This window comes from Pseudomonas sp. P116 (genome assembly GCF_020149425.1).
Lineage (GTDB): Bacteria > Pseudomonadota > Gammaproteobacteria > Pseudomonadales > Pseudomonadaceae > Aquipseudomonas > Aquipseudomonas anatoliensis.
In genome coordinates, this window is the sequence record NZ_JACVHB010000002.1 from 364,571 (window position 1) to 389,023 (window position 24,453).

A 24,453-nucleotide genomic window follows, 5' to 3' on the forward strand; every position below is an offset into this window, starting at 1 on the left:
AGGAGCTGCGGCACGCTGCGATCTTTTGATCCTGATGTTTAAAAACAGGATCAAAAGATCGCAGCGTGCCGCAGCTCCTACATATAAATCGCCTCCGCTCCGATGGATTGCGACGGCGGCTGAATGCACCGCCATTCGCCGGATGGATGACGCAAAACTCGCAAGGGGGACTTGCGCGACAGGTATTATGGTATACCATCAGACGGACAGACACTTTCAATCCTCCACCGGAGCAGCTCATGAGTTTCGAAATTCGCAAGATCGTCAGCTATGTCGAAGAAACCTTCATCGAAGGCGGCAAAGCCACCGACAAGCCAGTGACCATGGTTGGTCTCGCCGTGGTGATGAAAAACCCTTGGGTGGGCAACGGCTTTGTTGAAGACCTCAAGCCGCAGATCCGCGCCAACTGCTCCGACCTCGGCGCGCTGATGGTTGAGCGACTGGTGGGGATCATTGGCGGCGCAGAAAAAATCGAGGCCTACGGCAAAGCCGCTGTCGTCGGCGCTGATGGCGAGATCGAGCACGCCTCCGCCGTGATCCACACCCTGCGCTTCGGCAACCACTACCGCGAAGCGGTCAACGCAAAGAGCTACCTGAGCTTCACCAACAAGCGCGGCGGCCCGGGTACCTCGATTCAAATCCCGATGATGCACAAAGACGACGAAGGCCAGCGTTCGCACTACATCACCCTGGAAATGCAGATCGAAGACGCGCCGCGCGCCGACGAAATCGTCGTCGTGCTGGGTTGCGCCGACGGTGGTCGCCTGCACCCGCGCATCGGTAACCGCTACATCGATCTGGAAGAACTGGCCGCCGAAAAAGCCCAGTAATCACAATAAAAAAGGCAAGCAGGAGCGCTCCATGATTCGGCTCACCGCTGAACTCACCCCGGCTGGCACCAGTTACCTGGCGACCGGCCAAGGCCAGCCCGTGGTTTTGATCCACGGCGTGGGCCTGAACAAAGAAATGTGGGGCGGCCAGATTGTCGGCCTCGCCAGCCAATATCAGGTGATCGCCTACGACATGCTCGGCCACGGTGCCAGCCCACGACCGGCCAGCGGCACCAACCTGCTCGGTTATGCCGATCAGTTGCTGGAGCTGCTCGATCACTTGAACTTGCCTGAGGCAGCGGTGATCGGCTTCTCCATGGGCGGTCTGGTGGCGCGGGCGTTTGCCCTGCATTACCCGCAGCGCCTGCAAAGCCTGGTGGTGCTTAACAGTGTGTTCAATCGCAGCGAAGAGCAGCGTAATGGCGTCATCGAACGCACCGCTCAGGCGGCCGAACACGGCCCTGATGCCAATGCCGAAGCGGCGCTTTCACGCTGGTTCAGCCGCGAATATCAGGCAGCGAATCCGGCGCAGATCGCCGCGTTGCGTCAGACCCTGGCGAACAACGATCCGCAGGGTTACCTGACCACTTACGAGCTGTTCGCCACCCAAGACATGTATCGCGCCGAAGACCTGGGCAGCATTCAGGCGCCGACGCTGATCGCCACCGGTGAGCTCGATCCGGGCTCGACCCCGGAAATGGCCGAGCAACTGGCCCTGCGCATCCCCGGCGCCAAGGTTGCCGTGCTGCCCGAGCAACGGCATATGATGCCCGTAGAGTCGCCGCGTCTGGTCAACCAGACACTGCTGGAATTTCTCGAATTCGCACACTCCCGACAAAACCAAATAAAGGGGATCGTTGCATGACGCTCGCACGCTTCCAGATGTGCATCGGCGGAGAATGGGTCGACGCCCTCTCCGGCAAGACTTTCGAAAGCCTCAACCCGGCCACGGCCCAAGCCTGGGCCGAATTGCCCGACGCTGATGAAGCTGACGTCGAACGCGCCGTGCAATCGGCGCAAAACGCTTTCGACAGCCCGGCGTGGCGTGGTCTGACCGCCACTGCGCGCGGCAAACTGCTGCGTCGTCTCGGTGACTTGATCGCCGAGAACAAGGAACAACTGGCGCAACTGGAAAGCCGCGACAACGGCAAACTGATCCGCGAAACCCGTGGTCAGGTCAGTTATCTGCCAGAATTTTTCCACTACACCGCAGGGCTTGCCGACAAGCTCGAAGGCGGCACCTTGCCGCTGGATAAGCCGGATCTGTTCGCCTACACGGTGCACGAAGCCATGGGTGTGGTCGCCGCGATCATTCCGTGGAACAGCCCGCTCTATCTGACCGCGATCAAACTCGCCCCCGCCCTCGCCGCCGGCAACACCATCGTGATCAAGCCATCGGAGCACGCTTCGGCGACCATTCTTGAGCTGGCGCGCCTGGCCCTCGAAGCCGGGATTCCGCCAGGCGTGGTCAACGTCGTCACCGGTTACGGCCCGAGCACCGGCGCCGCCCTCACCCGTCATCCGCTGATCCGCAAAATCGCCTTCACCGGCGGAGCGGCCACAGCTCGGCATGTGGTGCGCAGCAGTGCCGAGAACTTCGCCAAGTTGTCGCTGGAACTCGGCGGCAAGTCGCCGAACATCATCTTCGCCGACGCCGATCTGGACAGCGCGATCAACGGCGCGATTGCCGGGATTTACGCGGCATCCGGTCAGAGTTGTGTGTCCGGCTCGCGGCTGTTGGTGCAGGACGAAATCTACGACGAGTTCGTCAGTCGACTGGTCGAGCGCGCCCAGCGCATTCGCATCGGCAACCCGCAGGAAGACAGCAGTGAAATGGGCCCGATGGCCACCGCACAGCAGCTCGCGGTGGTTGAAGGTCTGGTCGCCGATGCCCTTGCCGAAGGTGCAGTTTTGCGTACCGGTGGCAAGCGTCCGACGGGGCTTGGTGACGGCTGGTTCTACGAGCCGACACTGTTCGTGTGCGACAGCAATTCGATGAAGATCATGCAGGAAGAAGTCTTCGGCCCTGTCGCCTCGGTCATTCGCTTTAAAGATGAAACCGAAGCGCTGGCCATCGCCAACGATTCACAGTTTGGCCTCGCCGCCGGTATCTGGACCCGTGACCTGGGCCGCGCCCATCGCCTCGCTCGGGATGTGCGGTCGGGGATTATCTGGGTCAACACCTACCGCGCGGTGTCGGCCATGGCGCCGATTGGCGGCTTCAAGAACAGTGGCTATGGACGCGAAAGCGGCATCGATTCGGTGCTGGCCTACACCGAACTGAAAACGGTGTGGATCAACCTTTCTCAGGCGCCAATGCCTGATCCGTTTGTGATGCGCTAGGAGACCTGCGACATGATCGAACCCGGCATATATAAAGACGTGATGAGCTCGTTTCCGTCCGGCGTCACGGTGGTCACCGCCCTCGACCCGGACGGCGGCATCGTCGGCATCACCGCGAGCGCCTTCAGCGCACTGTCGATTGACCCGGCATTGGTGCTGTTCTGCCCTAATTACGCTTCCGACACCTACCCGATCTTGCGCGACAGCAAGCGCTTCGCCATTCATTTGCTCTCAGCCGAGCAGACCGCCGAGGCCTACGCTTTTGCCGGTAAAGGCAAGGACAAGGCCAAAGACATCGAGTGGCATTTGAGCGAACTGGGCAACCCGATATTGGCCAAGGCTACGGCGATCATCGAGTGCGAGTTGTGGCGTGAATACGATGGCGGCGATCACGCGATCATCGTTGGCGCGGTGAAAAATCTGATCCTGCCCGAGCAACCAGTGACGCCGATGATTTATCACAAGGGCAAGCTAGGTCCCCTGCCAACCTTGGCCTGACGGATTCACACAATTCCCTGTGTAGGAGCTGCCGAAGGCTGCGATCTTTTGACTTTGATTTTTAAAGACAAGATCAAAAGATCGCAGCCTTCGGCAGCTCCTACAGGGGAATGTGTGTGAGGAGGAATGATGAACAATGAAAAATACGAAAAAGGCCTGAAGATCCGCACTCAGGTATTGGGCGAAGCCTATGTGCAACGCTCAATAGAGAACGCCGACGACTTCACCCGCCCGTTGCAGGAAATGGTCACCGAATACTGCTGGGGCCATGTCTGGGGTCGCGAGGGTTTGTCGCTCAAGGAACGCAGCATGATCAACCTGGCGATGATCTCGGCGCTCAACCGCCCGCACGAACTCAAGCTGCATGTGCGTGGCGCCTTGCGTAACGGCCTGAGTCGTGAGCAAATACGCGAAATTCTGCTTCAAGTCGGCATTTATTGCGGCGTCCCGGCGGCCGTGGACAGTTTCCGGCTCGCCCGTGAAGCCTTTGCCGAAGCCGACGCCGAGGCATCCAGTTAACCCCTCGGCTGTTTTGATGCCCGTCTGGCATGGACAGCCACAGTAAAGAGCGGACCCCATGAAACGCCAGCCACTCGACGACAGCTTCAAGGTCAATCGCAACCCCGTTACCCTGCGCGAAATCGTGCTGGATAAACTGCGTAGCGCGATCATGAATTTCCAGCTTATGCCAGGGGATCGTCTGGTCGAACGCGATCTGTGTGATCGCCTGGGCGTCAGCCGTACGTCGGTGCGCGAAGCCTTGCGGCACCTTGAATCCGAAGGCCTGGTGGAGTTCGCCGATGCCAAGGGCCCCCGCGTCGCCATCATCACCCTCGCCGATGCCGTCGATATCTACGAACTGCGTTGCGTGCTGGAAGGCTTGATCGTGCAACTGTTCACCCTGCGCGCCAAAGCCAAGGACATCAAAGCCCTGGAGAAAGCCCTCGACGAGAACCGCAAGGCGCTCAAGGACGGCGAATTGCAGCAAGTGATCGACTCGGTACAAGGTTTCTACGATGTGCTGCTGGAAGGTTCGGGCAACCATGTCGCGGCCACTCAGTTGCGTCAGTTGCAGGCGCGCATCAGCTACCTGCGCGCGACCTCGGTGTCTCAGGAAAACCGTCGCGGCGCGAGTAATCAGGAAATGGAAAAAATGGTCGAAGCGATCAAGAGCGGTGATCCGCTGCTGGCGCATCAGGCTTGCGTGGATCACGTTCGCGCTGCCGCTGCCGTTGCTCTCGACTATCTCAAGCGCAAGCAGGAAGAAACCGGTGTCGCCGTCAAAGGCACGCCACCGATCACCCTGCCCATCGCGCTCAAAGAACCTCGTATAGGTCACTGACATGTTCAGCCCGAGCTTTTGCCCAAAGTGCGGTGGCCCTGATCTCGGTCAGCAGGTACCGCCGGGCGATACGCACGAGCGCCTGATGTGCCGCGGTTGCGGCTTCATCCACTACGTCAATCCGAAGATCATCGCCGGCTGCATCATTGAGCAGGACGGCAAATACCTCTTGTGCCAACGGGCGATTCCCCCGCGCCCGGGCACCTGGACGCTGCCCGCAGGCTTCATGGAAAGCGGCGAAACCACCGAGCAGGCCGCGCTGCGTGAAGTCTGGGAAGAAAGCGGCGTGCGCGCGGAAATCCTCTCGCCCTACTCGATTTTCAGCGTGCCGAAGATCAGCGAGGTGTACATCATCTTCCGCGCCATCGCGCTGGAGATCACCGGCCAGTTTGGCCCGGAAACCCTCGACTATAAGTTCTTCGCTCCGGAAGATATTCCGTGGGAACAGATCTATTACCCGGCGATCCGGCAGATCCTCGAACGCTATATCGAGGAACGCCAGGCTGGGGTTTACGGGATCTATGTGGGCAATGACGACAGCGGCAAGATCCATTTCATCCGCTAATCCCCCAAACGACGTAGCCCCTGTAGGAGCTGCCGAAGGCTGCGATCTTTTGATCTTGTCTTTAGAAAAACAACATCAAAAGATCGTCCGATCGCGGCCCGAGCCTTCGGCAGCTCCTACAGGGTGATCGTATGTTCGGTTAGGGGGCAACGCCTTCGACAATGATGATTTCCGCCCTCGCCCATCCCTCGCGGTAACTTTTCGCCTCTTGATACGCCGCCGAGTGGTAGCACGCCACCGCTTGTTCATAGCTATCAAACTCGATCACCACGCTGCGCTGCGGGGTCTTGCGTCCTTCCATCGCCTCGCTGCGACCGCCTCTGGCCAAAAACCGCCCACCAAACTCCGCAAACGCCTTCGGTCCGCGCTGGGTGTATTGGCTGTAGTGGTCGGGATCGGCAATGTCTACGTGAGCAATCCAGTACGCCTTCATAGTGACCTCTTTGCTGATTATGTATTATGGTATACCAATAATATTTCCAACAAACACTGAGAGTCCAGCATGGCCTTCAACAGCATCGAAGAAATCATCGCAGATTATCGCCTCGGCAAAATGGTCTTGCTGGTCGATGACGAAGATCGGGAAAACGAAGGCGACCTGTTGCTGGCCGCCGACTGTTGCACGCCCGAGGCGATCAGCTTCATGGCCCGTGAAGCACGCGGCCTGATCTGCCTGACGTTGACCGACGAACATTGCCAGCGGCTAGGTCTGGAGCAGATGGTGCCGAGCAATGGCAGCGTGTTCAGCACCGCGTTTACCGTGTCGATTGAAGCGGCGGTTGGCGTGACCACCGGTATTTCTGCAGCGGATCGCGCCTGCACGGTGGCAGCCGCGGTGGCCCCGAACGCCAGCGCCGAAGACCTGGTGCAGCCCGGCCACATCTTCCCGCTGCGCGCCAAGGAAGGTGGCGTGCTGACCCGCGCCGGCCATACGGAGGCAGGTTGCGATCTGGCCAGACTGGCCGGTTTTACGCCGGCCTCGGTCATCGTCGAAGTGATGAACGACGACGGCACCATGGCTCGTCGCCCGGATCTGGAAGTGTTTGCGCGCCAGCACGGGATCAAGATCGGCACCATTGCCGACCTGATCCACCATCGTTTGAGCACCGAGCACACCATCGAACGTATTGGCGAACGCGACCTGCCGACGGTGCATGGCACGTTCCGCCTGATCACCTTTGAAGACCGTATCGAGGGCGGCGTGCACATGGCGATGGTCATGGGTGATGTGCGCCGCGAACAACCGACGCTGGTGCGCGTGCACGTGATCGATCCGCTGCGTGATCTGGTCGGTGCCGACTACAGCGGGCCAAGCAACTGGACGCTGTGGGCGGCGCTGCAGCGGGTCGCGGCAGAGGGTCATGGAGTGGTTGTGGTGCTGGCCAATCATGAGTCTTCACAGGCGTTGCTGGAGCGGGTTCCGCAACTGACTCAACCGCCCCGGCAGTTCAGCCGGTCGCAGTCGCGGATTTATTCAGAAGTGGGGACTGGGGCGCAGATTCTGCAGAACCTTGGGGTCGGCAAGCTGCGGCATCTTGGGCCGCCGCTGAAATATGCGGGGTTGACGGGGTATGACCTGGAAGTGGTCGAGAGCATCCCCTACACCAAATAACCCACAGTTATCGATGAGCCCCTGTGGTGAGGGGATTTATCCCCGTTGGGCTGCGAAGCGGCCCCAAATCCTGCCAACGCGATCCTTCAGGAATAGCGCGTTTTCCGCTTTCAGGGCTGCTCCGCAGCCCAACGGGGATAAATCCCCTCGCCACAATTTCATCCACTGCACATCTTCGGTGCCCCCCCAAAAAACTACTTCGCCAGATAACCGGTCAGGCAAAGTGCTTGCAGAAAGTTTGGAATACCATAATATGATATTCCATAGACCGGACACTCCAACGAACGTCCATCTACTGCTCCCGACAGGCGGGCAACAACGCAAGCCCGCTCAAAAACACAACAATGAGGGCGTGAACATGGTGTTGAACAAAGCTGCAACCGCGATCTTTTTTGCGGGACTGCTCAGCGTTACCGGCCAGGCTGCAATGGCCGCCGAAAGCGTGAATTTTGTCAGTTGGGGCGGAAGCACCCAGGATGCGCAAAAACAGGCCTGGGCTGATCCGTTCAGCAAGGCCAGCGGCATCACCGTCGTTCAGGATGGCCCGACCGACTACGGCAAACTCAAAGCCATGGTTGAAAGCGGCAACGTGCAATGGGACGTGGTCGATGTCGAAGCCGATTTCGCCCTGCGCGCTGCGGCTGAAGGCCTGCTCGAACCCCTCGATTTCAAAGTCATCCAGCGCGACAAAATCGACCCGCGTTTTGTCAGCGATCACGGCGTCGGCTCATTCTTCTTCTCCTTCGTCCTCGGCTACAACGAGAGCAAACTCGGCGCCAACAAGCCGCAGGACTGGAGCGCCCTGTTCGACACGAAGACCTACCCCGGCAAACGCGCCCTGTACAAATGGCCAAGCCCCGGCGTACTCGAACTGGCGCTGCTGGCCGATGGCGTAGCCGCCGACAAGCTCTATCCGCTGGATCTGGATCGCGCCTTCAAGAAACTCGACACCATCAAGAAAAACATCGTCTGGTGGGGCGGCGGCGCGCAGTCGCAGCAACTGCTGGCATCCGGCGAAGCGAGCATGGGCCAGTTCTGGAACGGCCGCATTCACGCTCTGCAAGAGGACGGCGCGCCAGTCGGCGTGAGCTGGAAACAGAACCTGGTCATGGCCGACATTCTGGTCATTCCCAAAGGCTCGAAAAACAAGGACGCGGCGATGAAGTTTCTGGCCAACGCCAGCAGCGCCAAGGGTCAGGCCGACTTCTCCAACCTGACCGCCTACGCCCCGGTCAACCTCGACAGTGTGGAGCGTCTGGATTCGACGCTCGCCCCCAACCTGCCGACTGCCTACGCTAAGGATCAGATCACTCTTGATTTCGCGTACTGGGCCAAGAACGGTCCGGCCATCGCGACACGGTGGAACGAATGGCTGGTCAAATGAAAATGGCGGCCACTGCGTCCCGTCCCTCCACTGCCACCGGGAGCGCCGCACGCGCTGCCGGCTCGGCCGAAGGCAAAAAGGCGATTGCGATGCCGCAAGCCGAGTCCCTCAAACAACGCTGGCGCGGTGCCGGCAACCTCCTCCCGGCGATGCTGTTTCTCGGCCTGTTCTTTCTTGCGCCGCTGATTGGCCTGCTGTTGCGCGGCGTGCTGGAACCTGTGCCTGGCCTGGGCAACTATGAACAACTGTTCGCTAACTCGGCGTACGCCCGAGTGCTGCTCAACACCTTTTCGGTGGCCGGGCTGGTAACGGTGTTCAGTCTGCTGTTGGGCTTTCCGCTGGCCTGGGCGATCACGTTGGTGCCACGCGGCTGGGGGCGCTGGATTCTCAACATCGTGCTGCTGTCGATGTGGACCAGCCTGCTCGCCCGCACCTATTCGTGGCTGGTGCTGCTGCAAGCTTCGGGGGTGATCAACAAAGCGCTGATGGCGATGGGCATCATTGATCAGCCGCTGGAAATGGTGCACAACCTGACCGGTGTGGTGATCGGCATGAGCTACATCATGATCCCGTTCATCGTGCTGCCGTTGCAGGCGACCATGCAGGCCATCGACCCGATGATTCTGCAGGCCGGCTCGATCTGCGGCGCCAGTCCCTGGACCAATTTCTTCCGGGTGTTCCTGCCGCTGTGCCGGCCAGGTCTGGCGTCCGGCGGCTTGATGGTGTTCGTGATGTCGCTCGGTTACTACGTCACCCCGGCGCTGCTCGGCGGGGCGCAGAACATGATGCTGCCGGAGTTCATCATTCAGCAGGTGCAATCGTTCCTCAATTGGGGCCTGGCCAGTGCCGGCGCCGCGTTGCTGATCGCGATCACGCTGGTGCTGTTCTACTTCTACCTGAAGCTTCAGCCGGAATCCCCGGTTGGCGCCAGTAACGCGAGGTAAGCCGACATGCTCCTGACTCCCAACGCAATGAGCCGGCGCATGCGTTTCGGCCTCTACGCCACCACCGGGTTGATCGGTCTGTTTTTGCTGTTGCCGATCGTCTTTATCGTGCTGCTGTCGTTCGGTTCATCCCAGTGGCTGGTGTTCCCGCCTCCGGGCTGGACGCTGAAATGGTACGGCCAGTTCTTCTCCAACCCGGACTGGATGAACGCCGCTGCGGCCAGCCTCAAGGTCGCGGTACTGACGACGATCTGCGCCGTGGCCCTCGGTTTGCCGACGGCGTTTGCCTTGGTGCGTGGGCGTTTTCCCGGCCGCGAGATGCTCTACGGCCTGTTCACCCTGCCGATGATCGTGCCGCTGGTGATCATTGCCGTGGCGGTGTACGCGCTGTTTCTCAAGCTCGGTTACACCGGGACGATGTTCGCCTTCGTCGTCAGCCATGTGATCGTCGCACTGCCGTTCACCATCATCTCGATCATCAACTCGTTGAAGCTGTTCGATCAGTCGATTGAAGACGCAGCGGTGATCTGCGGGGCCTCACGCCTGCAAGCGGTATTCAAGGTGACGTTCCCGGCGATTCGTCCGGGCATGGTCGCCGGCGCCCTCTTCGCCTTCCTGGTTTCGTGGGACGAAGTGGTGCTCAGCGTGATGATGGCCAGCCCGACGCTGCAAACCCTTCCCGTAAAAATGTGGACCACCCTGCGTCAAGACCTGACACCGGTGATCGCCGTCGCTTCGACGCTGCTGATCGGGCTGTCAGTATTGGTCATGGTGATCGCCGCCGCTCTGCGCCGGCGCAACGAAATCAGCGCTTGAGCGCCAGGAGTACGACATGAGTGCCGTGATCAAAGACGCATCCCAGCAGAACGACAAACCCCTGGTCAGCCTGCGCAACCTGAACAAGCACTACGGCGACTTTGCTGCCGTGGACGACATCTCGCTGGACATCAAGGACGGTGAATTCCTCACCTTCCTCGGCTCCAGCGGCTCCGGCAAAAGCACCACGCTATCGATGCTTGCCGGTTTCGAAACGCCGAGCAGCGGCGAGATCCTCGTCAACGGTCAGTCGCTGGTCAACGTGCCGCCGCACAAGCGCGACATTGGCATGGTGTTCCAGCGTTATTCGCTGTTCCCGCATCTGTCGGTGCGCGACAACATTGCGTTCCCGTTGGCGATCCGCAAACTCGCGACTGCCGAACGCGAACGGCGTGTCGATGCGATGTTGAAACTAGTGCAGCTCGAACAGTTCGCCCATCGCCGTCCTTCGCAACTGTCCGGTGGCCAACAGCAGCGTGTAGCAATTGCTCGTGCACTGGTTTACGAGCCACGCATTCTGCTGATGGACGAACCGCTGGGTGCGCTGGACAAAAAGCTGCGTGAAGATTTGCAGGATGAACTGCGCCAGTTGCATCGGCGTCTAGGCATCACCATCGTCTACGTGACCCACGATCAGGAAGAAGCGATGCGCTTGTCGCAGCGCATCGCGATTTTCAGCCACGGCAAGATTGTCGGTTTGGGCAGCGGGTATGACCTTTATCAGAACCCGCCGAATGCGTTTGTTGCGTCGTTTCTTGGCAACTCGAACTTCCTCAAACTCAAGGCGCAGGGCAATGCGGCTGCTTCGTTTGAAGGGCAATCGCTGTCTATTCGACTGACGGCCGGATTGCATACTGATCAGGATGTGTTGCTGATGGTGCGCCCGGAGAAGGCGCTGGCGTTGAGCGTATCGCAAGCGATCAGTGAACCGCTGGCGGCGGGTTGGAATGAAGTGTCCGCGAAGGTTGTCGAGGTGCTGTTTCTGGGTGAGAGCCAGACGTGCAGTGTGGTGACGTCGGGCGGGACTTCGATGACGGTCAAGGCGTTGTCGGCGGCGGGCATGCCGCTCAAGGCTGGGGATCCGGTGCAGGTACGCTGGGCCACCGCCGACGCTTGCGTCTACACCGAATGGACTGAAAGCGATCTGAACAAAGCCGCCGGAGCCCACTGAGCCCCCCCTGTAGGAGCTGCCGCAGGCTGCGATCTTTTGATCTTGCTGTGAAAAAACAAGATCAAAAGATCGCAGCCTCGTTTCACTCGACAGCTCCTACAAGAATATATTCCGAATGTGGGAGCGAGCCTGCTCGCGAATGCGGTGTGTCATTCAATGTTGATGTTGACTGAGACGGCCTCTTCGCGAGCAGGCTCGCTCCCACAGTGATTTTGCGGTGCTCAGACGATCGGGGTAAAACCCTCAATCTCATCCGGCCAAGCCGTCAGCACTTCAAACCCCGTTTCCGTCACCGCCACCATATGCTCCCACTGCGCCGACAACGAGCCATCCTTGGTCAGCACGGTCCAGCCATCCGGCATGTTCTTCACATGGCGTTTACCGGCATTGAGCATCGGCTCAACGGTAAAAATCATCCCGGCCTTGAGCTTCATGCCCTGATTCGGGAAGCCGTAATGCAGGATCTGCGGGTCATCGTGATAAACCTTGCCGATCCCGTGGCCGCAATACTCACGCACCACGCTGAAGCCTTCCTTCTCCGCCAGGCTCTGGATCGCGTGGCCGATATCGCCCAACGTCGCGCCCGGTTTTACCACGCGAATGCCCGCGCACATGGCGTCGTACGTCGTTTTGATCAGGTGCTGCGCCTCAGGCGTCGCCTCCCCGACCACGTACATGCGACTGGTATCGCCAAACCAGCCATCCTTGATCACGGCGATGTCGAGGTTGACGATATCGCCATCCTTGAGCGGCGTGCCCGACGGGATACCGTGGCACACCACATCGTTGACCGAGGCGCACACGGTTTTCGGGAAACCGTGATAGCCGACATTGGCAGGAATGGCTTTCTGCACATTGACGATGTAGTCGTTGCACAACCGATCCAGGTCATCGGTAGTGACGCCTGCCTTGACGTGCGGCACCAGCATCGCCAGCACTTGCGCGGCGAGTTTGCCGGCGGCGCGCGATTGAGCGATGTCGGCCGGGGTGTTGATCTTGATCTGGTTTCTCATGCCGTGACGTCTTCCTGAGTCAGTTGTTGCAGGTCCAGCCCGCCGTTTTGTTCAGCACGAATCAGCAAACGGCAGATCGCGCGGTGATCGAGGTTGGGGTGCAGTTCGGCAAGCATGCCGATGCGCATCCAGTGCTCGGCCTGCGCATTGATCGAGCGGCTGAGTGCGTTGCTGGAGATGCGCAGATTCTCGTGCATATCCTCTGAAATCTTTACGATGCCCATGGTGAAATCCGATACGAAGTGTATATGGTTCGTATATTAGCCAGGCCTGTTGAGGAATTGCAAATCGAACCCTGCAGGCAAGGAATTTCAGGCAAAAAAAAGCTGCCGGAAATGGCAGCCAAAAACTTTGAAGAACACGCGATGTGTTGGGCTCAGTATGGTTGTCGAATAATGACAGTGTCATGACAGCAACACTTCACCGCTGATCCCTGTGGGAGCTGGCTTGCCAGCGATGAGGCCCGGACACTCGACATTGATGCTGGCTGACCCACCGTCATCGCTGGCAAGCCAGCTCCCACATTTTTTCTGTACAGCCCTCGAACTCGCATGGCCCTCCTCCCGTTGATAACGCCCCGCCCCTCGGCAAATTCAGTTCTATAGTTAGATCAAAATCGCTGAGCTTTTCAGCCCACTGGGTGGTTGCGGCAGATCCCTTCACGGCCTATGTTGCAGGCGAGCTTTTCCCCGCGAATGGAACGCGATCCATCACCAACAAGAGGTGAAGAATGTCGAAGGAATCCCGCCCTGCCGTACTTGGGCTGATAGGAAATACGCCGCTGGTACAAGTGACCCGCTTCGATACCGGCCCCTGCACACTGTTTCTCAAACTCGAATCGCAAAACCCCGGCGGCTCGATCAAGGACCGAATCGGTCTGGCGATGATCGACGCCGCCGAACGCGACGGGCGCCTCACTCCCGGTGGCACCATCGTCGAAGCCACCGCCGGCAATACCGGCCTGGGCCTGGCACTGGTCGGCCGCGCCAAGGGTTATCGCGTGGTGCTGGTGGTTCCGGACAAAATGTCCACGGAAAAAGTCTTGCACTTGAAAGCCATGGGCGCCGAGGTGCACATCACCCGCTCCGACGTCGGCAAGGGTCATCCCGAGTATTACCAGGACGTCGCCGCGCGGTTGGCGAAAGACATTCCCGGGGCATTTTTTGCCGATCAGTTCAACAATCCGGCCAACCCTCTGGCCCATGAGTGCAGTACCGCGCCGGAAATCTGGGCGCAAACCGAACATGATCTGGATGCAATTGTGGTCGGCGTCGGCTCGGCCGGCACCCTGACCGGGCTGACCCGTTTTTTCAAACGTGTGCAACCGGAACTGGAAATGGTTCTGGCCGATCCGGTCGGCTCAGTGATGGCGCAATACAGCCGCGACGGCTCGCTGCCAACCCCCGGTTCATGGGCGGTTGAAGGCATTGGCGAGGACTTTATTCCGTCGATCACCGACCTCTCCAGCGTGCGCCACGCCTACTCGATCAGCGACGAAGAAAGCTTCGACCATGCCCGTCAATTGCTGCGTGCCGAGGGCATTCTCGGTGGGTCATCGACAGGCACCCTGCTCGCTGCCGCGCTGCGCTATTGCCGCGAACAGACCGAGCCAAAACGCGTGGTGAGTTTCGTCTGCGACACCGGCACGCGCTATTTGTCGAAGGTCTACAACGACCAGTGGATGACCGATCAGGGCCTGTTGCAGCGCAAAGGCTATGGCGACCTGCGGGACTTGATCGCCCGACGTTTTGAAGACGGTCGTGTCATCAGCGTCGGCCCCGATGACACGCTGCTAACCGCCTTCCAGCGCATGCGCCTGGCGGATGTCTCGCAGCTGCCGGTGCTGGTGGAAGGCAAACAACTGGTCGGCGTGATCGACGAATCGGACATTTTGCTGGGTGTGCATGAGGACGCCGCACGCTTCAGCCAATCGGTCTCCAGCGTGATGACCGACAAACTGCAAACCCTCGCGCCCGACGCCCCCCTCGCCGAGCTGGAATCGGTGCTCAGCCGTGGCCTCGTCGCCATCGTCGCCGACGCTTCGGGCTTCCATGGCCTGATCACCCGCGTCGACATGCTCAACCAATTACGGAGATCCCTCGCATGAGTCAGCAGGACAACAATGCCCAAGGTTTCGCGACCCGGGTAATCCATGCCGGGCAAGAGCCCGACCCGACCACCGGCGCGTTGATGCCGCCCATTTACGCCAACTCCACCTACCTGCAAGACAGCCCAGGCGTGCACAAGGGTTTCGACTACGGGCGCTCGCATAACCCGACGCGTTTTGCCCTTGAGCGCTGCGTGGCGGATCTGGAAGGTGGCACCCGGGCGTTTGCGTTCGCCTCCGGGCTGGCGACGATTTCCACCGTTCTTGAGTTGATCGATGCCGGCTCGCACGTGATTTCCGGCAACGACTTGTACGGCGGCACCTTTCGCTTGTTCGACAAGGTGCGCCAACGCAGCGCCGGGCACCGCTTCAGCTACGTCGACCTGACCGACCTGTCGGCATTCGAAGCGTCGTTACAGGACGACACGCGCATGGTCATGGTCGAGACACCGACCAATCCGCTGCTGAGCCTGTCGGACCTGGCCGCCATCGCGCGCATCTGCCGCGCACGGGGGATCATCAGCGTGGCTGACAACACTTTTGCCAGCCCGTATATCCAGCGCCCGCTGGAGCTGGGTTTCGACATCGTGCTGCACTCGACCACCAAATATCTGAACGGTCACTCCGACGTGATCGGCGGGATCGCCGTGGTCGGGCAGAACGCCGAACTGGCCGAGCGCCTGGGCTTTTTGCAGAACGCGGTCGGTGCGATATCCGGGCCGTTCGATGCGTTTCTTACCTTGCGTGGCGTGAAAACCCTGGCGCTGCGCATGGAGCGTCATTGCAGCAACGCGCAGGATCTGGCGCAGTGGCTGGAGCGGCAACCGCAGGTCAAACGCGTCTACTATCCGGGGCTGCCGTCGCATCCACAGCATGAGTTGGCCAAGCGGCAGATGCGTGATTTCGGCGGGATGATTTCCGTGGATCTGAACAGCGATCTGGCCGGCGCGCGACGCTTTCTGGAGAACGTGAAAATCTTCGCCCTGGCGGAAAGTCTGGGCGGTGTGGAGAGCCTGATCGAGCATCCGGCGATCATGACGCATGCCACCATTCCACCCGAAACCCGCGCGAAACTGGGGATTGGTGACGGGTTGGTCCGGCTGTCGGTGGGGGTTGAGGATGTTGAGGATCTGCGGGAGGATTTGGCGCAGGCTTTGGCTAAGATGTGATTCTTTGAAAGGGGCTGCATCGCAGCCCAACGGGGATAAATCCCCTCGCCACAGGGGTAAAAAACAAAGCCCGCACAATGCGGGCTTTGGTGTTCGAGTAGGCGGCCAGTGCTGGTCTCTGGCTTACAAGGTTTATCAGGCTTCTCACAGTACCGGGCCAAATTGAAAAAGGTAGTGCCTAGGCTGCTTCACACGGCATAAGGGCTGGATCTCAGCGCGGAGATCTTTCTAACCGTGCACCCTTCGGAACGCGCCCCACGTCCCCTTGCTATCCGTTTGCGCATCAGTCTGCGTCTTCACCTACATCATTGAGCCTAGCAAACGGTCGCAGCGCTGCTGCGGTGTTTTTAGACTGATTTCCTTCTTGTCGCCGTTTGCAAGGAAGCGAAACGCCTATTAAGTCGCAACGCTCCTCACAAAATGCTGATCCCCCATGTAGGAGCTGCCGAAGGCTGCGATCTTTTGATCTTAAAAACAACATCAAAAGATCGCAGCCTGCGGTAGCTCCTACAGGTGACGGTGTGGGGTTATGGATCGACCTGCGCCATCAACTCCGGCACCGACTCCGGCCGTTTCGCATAGCGCTGTGCCAACACCGCGCAAACCATCAATTGAATCTGATGGAACAGCATCAGCGGCAGGATCAACACACCAATGGTGCTGCCGGCAAACAATACCAGCGCCATCGGCACGCCGGTGGCCAGACTCTTTTTCGAACCGCAAAACAGAATGGTGATGCGGTCTTCCTGACTGAAACCGAAGGCCTTGCCCAGCAACGTCGCCGCCACTAGCACCAGTGCCAGCAAAATGCAGCAGACCACCGCCAGCCCGAGCAATTCGATCAGCGGGATCTGCTGCCAGATGCCTTCGTTGACTGCCTCGCTGAACGCGCCGTAAACCACCAGCAGAATCGAACCCTGATCGACAAACTTCAGCCAGTTCTTGTTGCGCCCTACCCACGCACCAATCCAGCGACGGGCAATCTGACCGACGATGAATGGCAGTAGCAACTGCATGCTGATTTTCAGGATCGCATCGAGGGTCGAACCGCCGTCACCATGGACATCGAGCAGCAGCGTCACCAGCAACGGCGTGAGGAAAATCCCGAACAGGCTCGACGCCGCCGCACTGCAAATCGCCGCCGGAATGTTGCCCCGCGCCAGCGAGGTGAAGGCAATCGCCGACTGCACAGTTGCGGGTAACGCGCACAGGTAAAGCATGCCCATGTACAACGTGTCGCCGATCAGCGGCGACAGCAGCGGTTTCAGCGCCAGCCCCAGCAGCGGGAACAGCACGAAGGTCAGGCCGAACACCAGCAAATGCAGGCGCCAGTGACCGGCGCCGGCGATGATCGATTCCCGCGAGAGTTTGGCGCCGTGGAGGAAAAACAGCAGCGCGATGGCGATGTTGGTCAGCCAGCCGAAACCGACCGCGACCTGACCGCTGGCGGGCAGAAAACTCGCCAGTAGCACGACGCCGATCAGCGTCAGGGTGAAGTTATCGGGCAGGAATCTTGGGCGCGTCATGGTGTGTTCATCCGGGGGTTGCCAGTGCGTGCCGACGACTCTAACGTGAGCGGGAATTACCGACTAACGCCGAAGAGCCTGCAGATGCCGTCTAAAGGACATGAAAAAAGCATACGACGCAGCATTCCCGGGCTGCCCAGCCTGCCGCGCCCGCTGTACGGACGCACTGAATCCCTGCCCAATCGCGCACTGACCCGACGTCACAGCCATCCCTGGGTGCAATTATCCTATGCGATTCAAGGGGTGCTTGAGGTCCAGACCAGTGCCGGACGCTTCGTTGCCCCGCCTGAGCGCGCCGTATGGATTCCGGCCGGTGTGCCGCATCGTGTATTCAGCTCGCCACACACTGAAATGCGCAGTTTGTATATCGATTGCAGCGTTGCCGGTTGGGCTGTCGAGCATTGTCATGTACTCGGTGTCAGCGATTTGCTGCGCGAATTGATCCGCGCCTTCAGCCTGGTTCCCGTGGAATACGATCAGTCCGGCCCACACGGACGGCTGGCCCAGGTGATCCTCGATCAACTGGCCGAAGCGCCACAGATCGACCTGATGCTGCCGCTGCCCCAGGACGCGCGCTTGCAACAGATCTACCAGAGCCTGGAGCAGCATCCCGAACAGCAAACCACCCTGAGCCATTGGAGCGAAAAATTCGGCGTCACCGAAAAGACCCTCACGCGCCTGTTCCTGCGCGATACCGGCCTGACCTTCCGCGCCTGGCGCCAACGCTTGCGCCTGCTCGGAGCGCTGACGCCACTGGAAAAAGGCGAACGCGTCACCGACGTCGCACTGGCCTGCGGCTACGACTCGACGTCGGCGTTTATTGCAGCGTTTCGTCAGCAGTTTGGGGAAACGCCGGGGGAGTTTTTTCGCTGATCCGCGATCAGCCACGGGGCCGACACTTCGTTAATAACGAACTCTAACCCAGAAATAAACGATTTTTCTTTCGCCCAAACACGTCGCTAGCATGGCCTCGTCTGACCCTAATACAACCAGAAAAAGGGAGCGTGACATGCCAGAAACGAACATCAATATCGGCGAACCGTGGATGTGGGGTGCCTTCATCGTCTTCGTACTTGCGATGTTGGCACTGGATCTTTTTGTGTTCGGCGGGCGCAAGGCGCATCGGGTTTCAGTGCGCGAAGCCTTGGCTTGGGTGATCGCCTGGTGCTTGCTGGCGCTGAGTTTCGCAGGCCTGCTCTGGTGGTATCTGCACGGTGAATTCGGTGGCGAAATTGCCCGGCAGAAAACCCTGGAATTCCTCACCGGTTATCTGATTGAGCAGTCGCTGTCGATCGACAACATGTTCATCTTCGTGATGATCTTCAGCTACTTCGCCGTGCCGCCGGAGTTACAGCGTCGGGTGCTGCTGTACGGCGTACTCGGGGCGATCGTGATGCGCGCGGTGATGATTTTTGCCGGAGTGTGGCTGGTCTCGCAGTTCGAGTGGCTGCTGTACGTGTTCGGCGTGTTTCTGATCATCACCGGGATCAAGATGCTGGTGTTTGCCGATCAGCAACCGGATCTGGAGAAAAACCCTTTGTTGCGCTGGGTGCGCGGGCATTTGCGCATCACCAGCGGCTTTCATGGCGAACGGTTTTTTGTCCTGCAAAACGGCGTGCGCTGGGCCACGCCGATGTTTCTGGTGCTGGTGCTGATCGAGGCCAGCGACTTGATGTTCGCGGTCGACAGCATCCCGGCGATCTTCGCCGTCACCACTGACCCGTTCATCGTCTTCACCTCGAACATCTTCGCGATCATGGGCCTGCGGGCGCTGTACTTTCTGCTGGCGGACATGGCTGACCGCTTCCACCTGCTCAAGTACGGTTTGGCGATTGTGCTGGTGTTCATCGGCGGCAAGATGACGTTGATGCCGTGGTTTCATATGCCGGTGGAATGGTCGTTGGCGGTGGTGGGTGGGGTGATTTTTGGGTCGGTGGTGTTGAGCCTGATCACGACCCGAGACCCAAAACGCAGCATTCAATGACACCACACAAAAACCTGTAGGAGTGAGCCTGCTCGCGATGGCGCCAGACCATTCAAAGTCGATGTTGAATGACATAACGCTATCGCGAGCAGGCTCACTCCTACAGGGAGGGCGGGTTAATTGCCGGACTTGATGCTGGTCCAGACCCGGGTGCGTACACGCTCGACCTTTTGCGGCAGTGGCTGGACGACGTAGAGGGTTTTCAGAGCCTCGGGGGTCGGCGTCAGGTTCGGGTTGCCAGTGATTTCCTTGTTGATCAACGCCATCGAATCCTTGTTCGCATTCGGGTAACCGAGGAAGTCACTGATCGGCGCGATGACCTTCGGATCAAGCAAGGTGTTGAGAAACTCATGGGCCTCGGCGACGTTCTTCGCGCTCTTGGGAATCGCGAACGTATCGAACCAGATCGGCGCGCCTTCCTTCGGCAAGCGCCAGTCGACCACCACGCCATTGCCCGCCTCTTTCGCGCGGTTGCCGAACTGATAGAAGCTGCCGGAGTAACCGATGGCCACGCAGATGTCGCCGTTGGCGATGTCCGTCATGTATTTGGCCGAGTTGAAGTAGGTCACGTACGGACGAACCTTAAGCATCAGCTCCTTGGCTTTTTCGTAGTCGGCGGGGTTTTGGCTGTTCGGATCGAGGCCCAGATAATGCAGGGCCAGCGGCAGAATTTCCGTCGGCGAATCCAGCATCGCTACACCGCAGGATTTCAGCTTTTCCATGTTCTCGGGTTTGAACACCAGATCCCAGCTGTCCACCGGCGCTTTCTCGCCCAAGGCAGCCTTGACCTTGGCGGGGTTGAAGCCGATCAGCACCGTACCGACCATGTAGGGCACGCCGTACTGGTTGCCGGGATCGTTCTTGCCCAGCAGCTTCAACAGCTCCGGGTCCTGGTGTTTCCAGTTAGGCAACTTCGACTTGTCGAGTTTCTGAAACACACCCGCCTTGATCTGGGTCTCGAGGAACTGGTTCGACGGCACCACCAGATCGTAACCGGAGTTACCGGTCAGGAGTTTGGCTTCCAGGGATTCGTTGGTGTCGAAGGTGTCCCAGGTCACTTTGATGCCGCTTTGCGCAGCGAAATCCTTGGGCACCGCCGGCAGGATGTAATCCGCCCAGTTATACACCCGCAGTTCGCGCTGCTCGGCCTGGACCGCGCTGGCCAGCAGCGTCAGTCCACACACGGTGGCACCCAGAATGCGTTTCATCGTGACCATGGTTGTTTTCCCAAAATGCGACGTGAGTTCGATGGTTTTTATGTTCTGTACACGGCAGTGGCTTTAAAGATAGCCAAGGGTAAAAAGGTCTGGCATTTCGTTGTGGTTTTGATTCTTGCTGACCGCGTAGATGGATCACAGTGGGCGACGGGCCAAAAGGGGATCGATATGGCCAATTTGAATGACCACCGGAATGCGGAGGGAGGATGTATAGCACCGCTGTAATACTGTTCAATCGCAAACAGTAGAAGCCAGGAGTCATTGTGGCGAGGGGATTTATCCCCGTTGGGCTGCGAAGCGGCCCCCTTCATCTAAAAGGGCGCCGCGTTCGCCAATTTTACGACTGCTTTGCAGCCGAGCGGGGATAAATCCCCTCGCCACAGCCCAACCTGGCAGCCCTGCTCTGCTCAGTCTTGCTGCGCGTCGCCAGGCAGTAATAAAGCGGAACCGTCACCACAAGGCCGACCAGCCAGGACAAGTCCGCACCGTCAACCAGATTGGCGTAAGGCCCGACGTACAACGAGGTGTTGGCGAACGGCAGCTGCACGACGATGCCGATGAAGTAAGCGACGATCGCGTGCAGGTTGAAGCGCCCGTAAATGCCGCCATCAGCACGGAAAATCGAGGTGATGTCGTAGCAACCGCGCTTGATCAAGTAGAAATCGATCAGGTTGATCGACGCCCACGGCACCAACACCAGCAATAGCGCCAGAATCAGGCCGATGAACTCGGAAATGAAATCCGCCGACGCACCAAGCGCCACCACGCAGCAACCGACAAGGATCACGCTCGACAGCACTACGCGCACTTTGATGCTCGGCGTCCACTGGCTGGCGAAGGTCTGGATCGAGGTGATGATCGACAGCACGGCGCCGTACAGATTGAGGGCGTTGTGACTGATGATGTTGAGCAGGAACAGCACCATCAGAATCGGCCCCAGCCAGCCGGTGGACTGCTTGACCGCTGCCATTGCTTCGGTGCCATCCGGCGTCGCCAGCACCGCTACCGCGCCGAAACTGAACGACAGAATCGTGCCCAGCGTAGCGCCCAGATAAGTGGCCCAGAATGGCTTGGCGATACCGATATCCGCCGGCAGGTAACGCGAATAATCGGACACATACGGCGAGAAACTGATCTGCCAGATGATCCCCAGCGACACCGTCGCCAACCAGCCAGACAGGTTGAAACTGCCGCGAGTCAGGAAATCCGCCGGCAAGTCATGAGCGAAGATATAGATGAAACCGGCCAGCAGCGCCCCGCCCATCACCCAGGTGCCAATGCGGTTCAGCGTATGAATGAAGTTGTAACCAATGACGCCAATCGCCGTAGCCGCCAACGCACCGATAAGAATGCTCAGCGGCGCCGGCACCGCAGGCGCGATGCCGACGATTGATTTACCCGCCAGTACAATGTTGGAAATGAAGAAACCGATGTAGATGATCGCCGCAAAGAACACGATCAACAGCGCACCATAACGGCCGAACTGCCCACGGCTCTGGACCATCTGCGGAATGCCCATGCGTGGGCCCTGCGCTGACGCCAAAGCAATCACCACGCCGCCGATCATGTGCCCAAGCGCAATCGCCAGCAGCCCCCAAAGCAAATCGAGATGGAACACCTGAACCACCATGGCGCCGGTGACGATGGGCAGTGGCGCAATGTTGGTGCTGAACCAAAGGGTGAAAAGGTCGCGGGCCTTCCCGTGGCGTTCCGCGAGTGGGACGTAGTCGACCGTGTGATTCTCGATCAACGGATCTTGCCGGGACATCTGGGTCATATCTATGGACTCGAGTTTGTCTGTTCTTATCGTTGTATGAAGCCAAACCGGGGGAGCTTCGTGGCCGCCCCTCAGATGCAGACCATATTATGGTATTCCAAATATTCCACAAGACTGATCCGTAGTTTACGAAGCGATCTGATACGCCATCCTCGCTGATTCCGCGGCCTTCAGGTCACTGGAAAGCCCAATAAACGTTGAGTTTCCGACGAAAGCGCGACGTTTATCGATTCAGCTTGAAAGCCCTTGCAAAGAACAAATACTGGTATACCATCAGACCAATAAACACATAATAATCGCGTCACAACATCCGAGGACTGTCCAATGATCGATGCCGCCATCTACAAACAAGTCATGGGCTCGTTCCCGTCCGGCGTAACCGTCATCACCACCCTGGACGATGACGGCCAGATTGTCGGGCTGACCGCCAGCGCCTTCAGCTCGCTGTCGATCGATCCGGCCCTGGTGCTGTTCTGCCCCAACTACAGCTCCGACTCCTATCCGGTACTGATCAAGAACAAACGCTTCGCGATCCATGTTCTGTCCGGTGGCCAGCAAAGCGAGGCCTACGCCTTCGCCCGTAAAGGCAAGGACAAGGCGCAGGGCATCGAGTGGACATTGAGTGAGCTGGGCAATCCGATCCTGGCCAACGCGACAGCGGTGATCGAGTGCGAGTTGTGGCGTGAATACGAAGGTGGAGACCACGCGATCATGGTCGGAGCGGTGAAGAACCTGATCGTGCCCGAGCAGTGCGCCGGTCCGCTGGTGTATTGCCACGGCAAGATGGGCGCCCTGCCCGTCCTGGCCTGATCGAACATTTTCAGTCCTGTAAAAATGAACTGAAGGCCCCGTCTTGCTCGCGCGAACCTTGTAGGAGCTGCCGCAGGCTGCGATCTTTTGATCTGGTCTTTAAAGCAAAATCAAAAGATCGCAGCCTTCGGCAGCTCCTACAGAGTTCGCCGTGAGCTAGCGATGGCACAAAATTTTGTAGCCACAACAAAAAGATCCGAGGAAACGTCATGAAATTTTCCCTGTTCGTACACATGGAACGCTGGGACGAAAGCGTCAGCCACCGCCAACTGTTCGAAGACCTGACCGAACTGACCCTGATGGCCGAGGCCGGTGGTTTCAGCACCGTGTGGATCGGCGAACACCACGCCATGGAATACACCATCTCGCCGAGCCCGATGCCGCTGCTCGCCTACCTCGCGGCCAAAACCACCACCATCCACCTCGGCGCCGGCACCATCATCGCGCCGTTCTGGCATCCGCTGCGGGTCGCCGGCGAATGCGCGTTGCTCGACGTCATCAGCAACGGCCGCATGGAAGTGGGCCTGGCGCGCGGTGCCTATCAGGTTGAATTCGACCGCATGGCCGGCGGCATGCCCGCATCAAGCGGCGGCCAGGCCCTTAGAGAAATGGTCCCGGTGGTTCGCGCCCTATGGAAAGGCGACTACGCCCACGACGGCGACATCTGGAAATTCCCCACCTCCACCAGCGTGCCGAAACCGATCCAGAAGCCCAATCCACCGATGTGGATCGCCGCCCGTGACCCGGACTCGCACAACTTCGCCGTCGCCAACGGCTGCAACGTGATGGTCACGCCTTTGATGAAGGGCGATGAAGAAGTGCTCGACCTGAAGAACAAATTCCAGACCGCGCTGGACAACAACCCAGATGTACCGCGCCCGCAATTGATGGTGCTGCGTCATACCCACGTGCACACCGCAGACGATCCTGAGGGCTGGAAAGTCGGCGCTAAAGCGATCTCGCGTTTTTACCGCACGTTTGATGCTTGGTTTGGCAACAAGGAAACGCCGGTCAATGGCTTCCTCGCCCCGAGCCCGGAAGAGAAGTTTGCCGGGCGTCCAGAGTTTGAACTGGAGAGTCTGCACAAGACGGCGATGATCGGTACGCCAGAAGAGATCATTCCGCGGATCAAGTACTACCAGGAACTGGGGGTGGATGAGTTCAGTTTTTGGTGTGACAACAGCTTGCCGCATGAAGAGAAGAAGAAGTCGTTGGCGTTGTTTATCAAGCATGTGGTGCCGGCGTTTCGCTGAAAACCTGGCAGAAAACCAGAACTGAAAAGGGGAGAATTCATCAGGATGAACGCTCCCCTTCTACTCCGTCGAAGACGCTGGTAACGACGGTT

Annotated in this window: 24 protein-coding genes; 18 read left to right on the forward strand and 6 right to left on the reverse strand. The window is 59.1% G+C overall.

Features of this window, described 5'->3' with window-relative positions:
* The first annotated feature begins 239 nt into the window (after nt 1–239).
* The 7 genes from ICA15_RS07965 (at nt 240) to ICA15_RS07995 (ending at nt 5,578) form a co-directional block, all read left to right on the forward strand.
* Nucleotides 240–830 carry an amino acid synthesis family protein gene (locus tag ICA15_RS07965; protein WP_007917992.1) on the forward strand — a complete coding sequence of 197 codons (591 nt, stop codon included), beginning with the start codon at nt 240–242 and terminating at the stop codon, nt 828–830.
* 31 nt (nt 831–861) lie between these two features.
* The gene (locus ICA15_RS07970) at nt 862–1,695 is read left to right on the forward strand and encodes an alpha/beta fold hydrolase (protein ID WP_210552922.1); all 834 of its coding nucleotides are present in this window, start codon (nt 862–864) and stop codon (nt 1,693–1,695) included.
* Entirely contained in the window at nt 1,692–3,173 is a 1,482-nt protein-coding gene (locus ICA15_RS07975) for an aldehyde dehydrogenase (RefSeq protein ID WP_210552923.1), read from the forward strand. Before ICA15_RS07970 ends, ICA15_RS07975 begins: the two co-directional genes overlap by 4 nt.
* 12 nt (nt 3,174–3,185) lie before the next feature.
* Nucleotides 3,186–3,671 carry a flavin reductase family protein gene (locus tag ICA15_RS07980; protein ID WP_210552924.1) on the forward strand — a complete coding sequence of 162 codons (486 nt, stop codon included), beginning with the start codon at nt 3,186–3,188 and terminating at the stop codon, nt 3,669–3,671.
* A gap of 129 nt (nt 3,672–3,800) precedes the next feature.
* The gene (locus ICA15_RS07985; RefSeq protein ID WP_065259878.1) at nt 3,801–4,190 is read left to right on the forward strand and encodes a carboxymuconolactone decarboxylase family protein; all 390 of its coding nucleotides are present in this window, start codon (nt 3,801–3,803) and stop codon (nt 4,188–4,190) included.
* A gap of 58 nt (nt 4,191–4,248) precedes the next feature.
* Nucleotides 4,249–5,013: a GntR family transcriptional regulator gene (locus tag ICA15_RS07990; RefSeq protein ID WP_150602758.1), complete on the forward strand. Its 765-nt coding sequence runs from the start codon at nt 4,249–4,251 to the stop codon at nt 5,011–5,013.
* A 1-nt stretch (nt 5,014) separates the two neighbouring features.
* Nucleotides 5,015–5,578, forward strand: coding sequence for an NUDIX hydrolase (locus ICA15_RS07995; RefSeq protein ID WP_150592145.1), 564 nt, complete (start codon nt 5,015–5,017; stop codon nt 5,576–5,578).
* A 139-nt stretch (nt 5,579–5,717) separates the two neighbouring features.
* Here ICA15_RS07995 and ICA15_RS08000 read toward each other — a convergent pair whose 3' ends face one another.
* Complete coding sequence (locus ICA15_RS08000; RefSeq protein ID WP_150615385.1) at nt 5,718–6,011, reverse strand: DUF1330 domain-containing protein; 294 nt, start codon at nt 6,009–6,011, stop codon at nt 5,718–5,720.
* 69 nt (nt 6,012–6,080) lie between these two features.
* Between ICA15_RS08000 and ribBA the strand changes: the two genes are divergently transcribed.
* From ribBA to ICA15_RS08025, 5 genes are all read left to right on the forward strand, one after another.
* Nucleotides 6,081–7,190: a bifunctional 3,4-dihydroxy-2-butanone-4-phosphate synthase/GTP cyclohydrolase II gene (gene ribBA, locus ICA15_RS08005; RefSeq protein ID WP_210552925.1), complete on the forward strand. Its 1,110-nt coding sequence runs from the start codon at nt 6,081–6,083 to the stop codon at nt 7,188–7,190.
* Between the two features lie 358 nt (nt 7,191–7,548).
* Complete coding sequence (locus ICA15_RS08010; RefSeq protein ID WP_210552926.1) at nt 7,549–8,574, forward strand: ABC transporter substrate-binding protein; 1,026 nt, start codon at nt 7,549–7,551, stop codon at nt 8,572–8,574.
* Nucleotides 8,571–9,518, forward strand: coding sequence for an ABC transporter permease (locus tag ICA15_RS08015; protein ID WP_210553196.1), 948 nt, complete (start codon nt 8,571–8,573; stop codon nt 9,516–9,518). Before ICA15_RS08010 ends, ICA15_RS08015 begins: the two co-directional genes overlap by 4 nt.
* Before the next feature lie 6 nt (nt 9,519–9,524).
* On the forward strand, nt 9,525–10,334 hold the full coding sequence (locus ICA15_RS08020; protein ID WP_007918021.1) for an ABC transporter permease: 810 nt from the start codon (nt 9,525–9,527) through the stop codon (nt 10,332–10,334).
* A 16-nt stretch (nt 10,335–10,350) separates the two neighbouring features.
* Nucleotides 10,351–11,505 (forward strand): ABC transporter ATP-binding protein, encoded by a 1,155-nt coding sequence (locus tag ICA15_RS08025; protein ID WP_210552927.1) that lies wholly within the window; start codon nt 10,351–10,353, stop codon nt 11,503–11,505.
* Nucleotides 11,506–11,726: 221 nt separating this feature from the next.
* Here the strand turns inward: ICA15_RS08025 and map are convergent, their stop codons facing one another.
* Both map and ICA15_RS08035 read right to left on the reverse strand, forming a co-directional pair.
* Entirely contained in the window at nt 11,727–12,518 is a 792-nt protein-coding gene (map, locus tag ICA15_RS08030; protein ID WP_210552928.1) for a type I methionyl aminopeptidase, read from the reverse strand.
* A complete protein-coding gene (locus ICA15_RS08035) occupies nt 12,515–12,742 on the reverse strand; it encodes a ParD-like family protein (RefSeq protein WP_150615381.1) in 228 nt (75 codons plus the stop codon). The genes map and ICA15_RS08035 overlap by 4 nt, the downstream gene beginning before the upstream one ends.
* A gap of 506 nt (nt 12,743–13,248) precedes the next feature.
* On the opposite strand from ICA15_RS08035, the gene ICA15_RS08040 reads away from it, so the two are divergent.
* Nucleotides 13,249–14,625 carry a pyridoxal-phosphate dependent enzyme gene (locus ICA15_RS08040; protein WP_210552929.1) on the forward strand — a complete coding sequence of 459 codons (1,377 nt, stop codon included), beginning with the start codon at nt 13,249–13,251 and terminating at the stop codon, nt 14,623–14,625.
* On the forward strand, nt 14,622–15,794 hold the full coding sequence (locus ICA15_RS08045) for a cystathionine gamma-synthase (RefSeq protein WP_210552930.1): 1,173 nt from the start codon (nt 14,622–14,624) through the stop codon (nt 15,792–15,794). The genes ICA15_RS08040 and ICA15_RS08045 overlap by 4 nt, the downstream gene beginning before the upstream one ends.
* A gap of 527 nt (nt 15,795–16,321) precedes the next feature.
* Here the strand turns inward: ICA15_RS08045 and ICA15_RS08050 are convergent.
* Nucleotides 16,322–17,320: a bile acid:sodium symporter family protein gene (locus tag ICA15_RS08050; protein ID WP_210552931.1), complete on the reverse strand. Its 999-nt coding sequence runs from the start codon at nt 17,318–17,320 to the stop codon at nt 16,322–16,324.
* An 84-nt stretch (nt 17,321–17,404) separates the two neighbouring features.
* Here ICA15_RS08050 and ICA15_RS08055 point away from each other — a divergent pair, with 84 nt between their 5' ends.
* Both ICA15_RS08055 and ICA15_RS08060 read left to right on the forward strand, forming a co-directional pair.
* On the forward strand, nt 17,405–18,193 hold the full coding sequence (locus ICA15_RS08055) for an AraC family transcriptional regulator (RefSeq protein ID WP_210552932.1): 789 nt from the start codon (nt 17,405–17,407) through the stop codon (nt 18,191–18,193).
* Nucleotides 18,194–18,329: 136 nt separating this feature from the next.
* Nucleotides 18,330–19,304, forward strand: coding sequence for a TerC family protein (locus ICA15_RS08060; protein ID WP_150615376.1), 975 nt, complete (start codon nt 18,330–18,332; stop codon nt 19,302–19,304).
* Between the two features lie 116 nt (nt 19,305–19,420).
* On the opposite strand, the gene ICA15_RS08065 is transcribed toward ICA15_RS08060, so the two are convergent.
* Nucleotides 19,421–20,521: a polyamine ABC transporter substrate-binding protein gene (locus tag ICA15_RS08065; protein ID WP_210552933.1), complete on the reverse strand. Its 1,101-nt coding sequence runs from the start codon at nt 20,519–20,521 to the stop codon at nt 19,421–19,423.
* A 337-nt stretch (nt 20,522–20,858) separates the two neighbouring features.
* Entirely contained in the window at nt 20,859–22,298 is a 1,440-nt protein-coding gene (locus ICA15_RS08070; RefSeq protein ID WP_210552934.1) for a purine-cytosine permease family protein, read from the reverse strand.
* Nucleotides 22,299–22,622: 324 nt separating this feature from the next.
* Here ICA15_RS08070 and ICA15_RS08075 point away from each other — a divergent pair, with 324 nt between their 5' ends.
* On the forward strand, nt 22,623–23,108 hold the full coding sequence (locus tag ICA15_RS08075) for a flavin reductase family protein (protein WP_047301703.1): 486 nt from the start codon (nt 22,623–22,625) through the stop codon (nt 23,106–23,108).
* A 209-nt stretch (nt 23,109–23,317) separates the two neighbouring features.
* A complete protein-coding gene (locus ICA15_RS08080) occupies nt 23,318–24,361 on the forward strand; it encodes an LLM class flavin-dependent oxidoreductase (RefSeq protein ID WP_210552935.1) in 1,044 nt (347 codons plus the stop codon).
* Nucleotides 24,362–24,453: the final 92 nt, after the last annotated feature.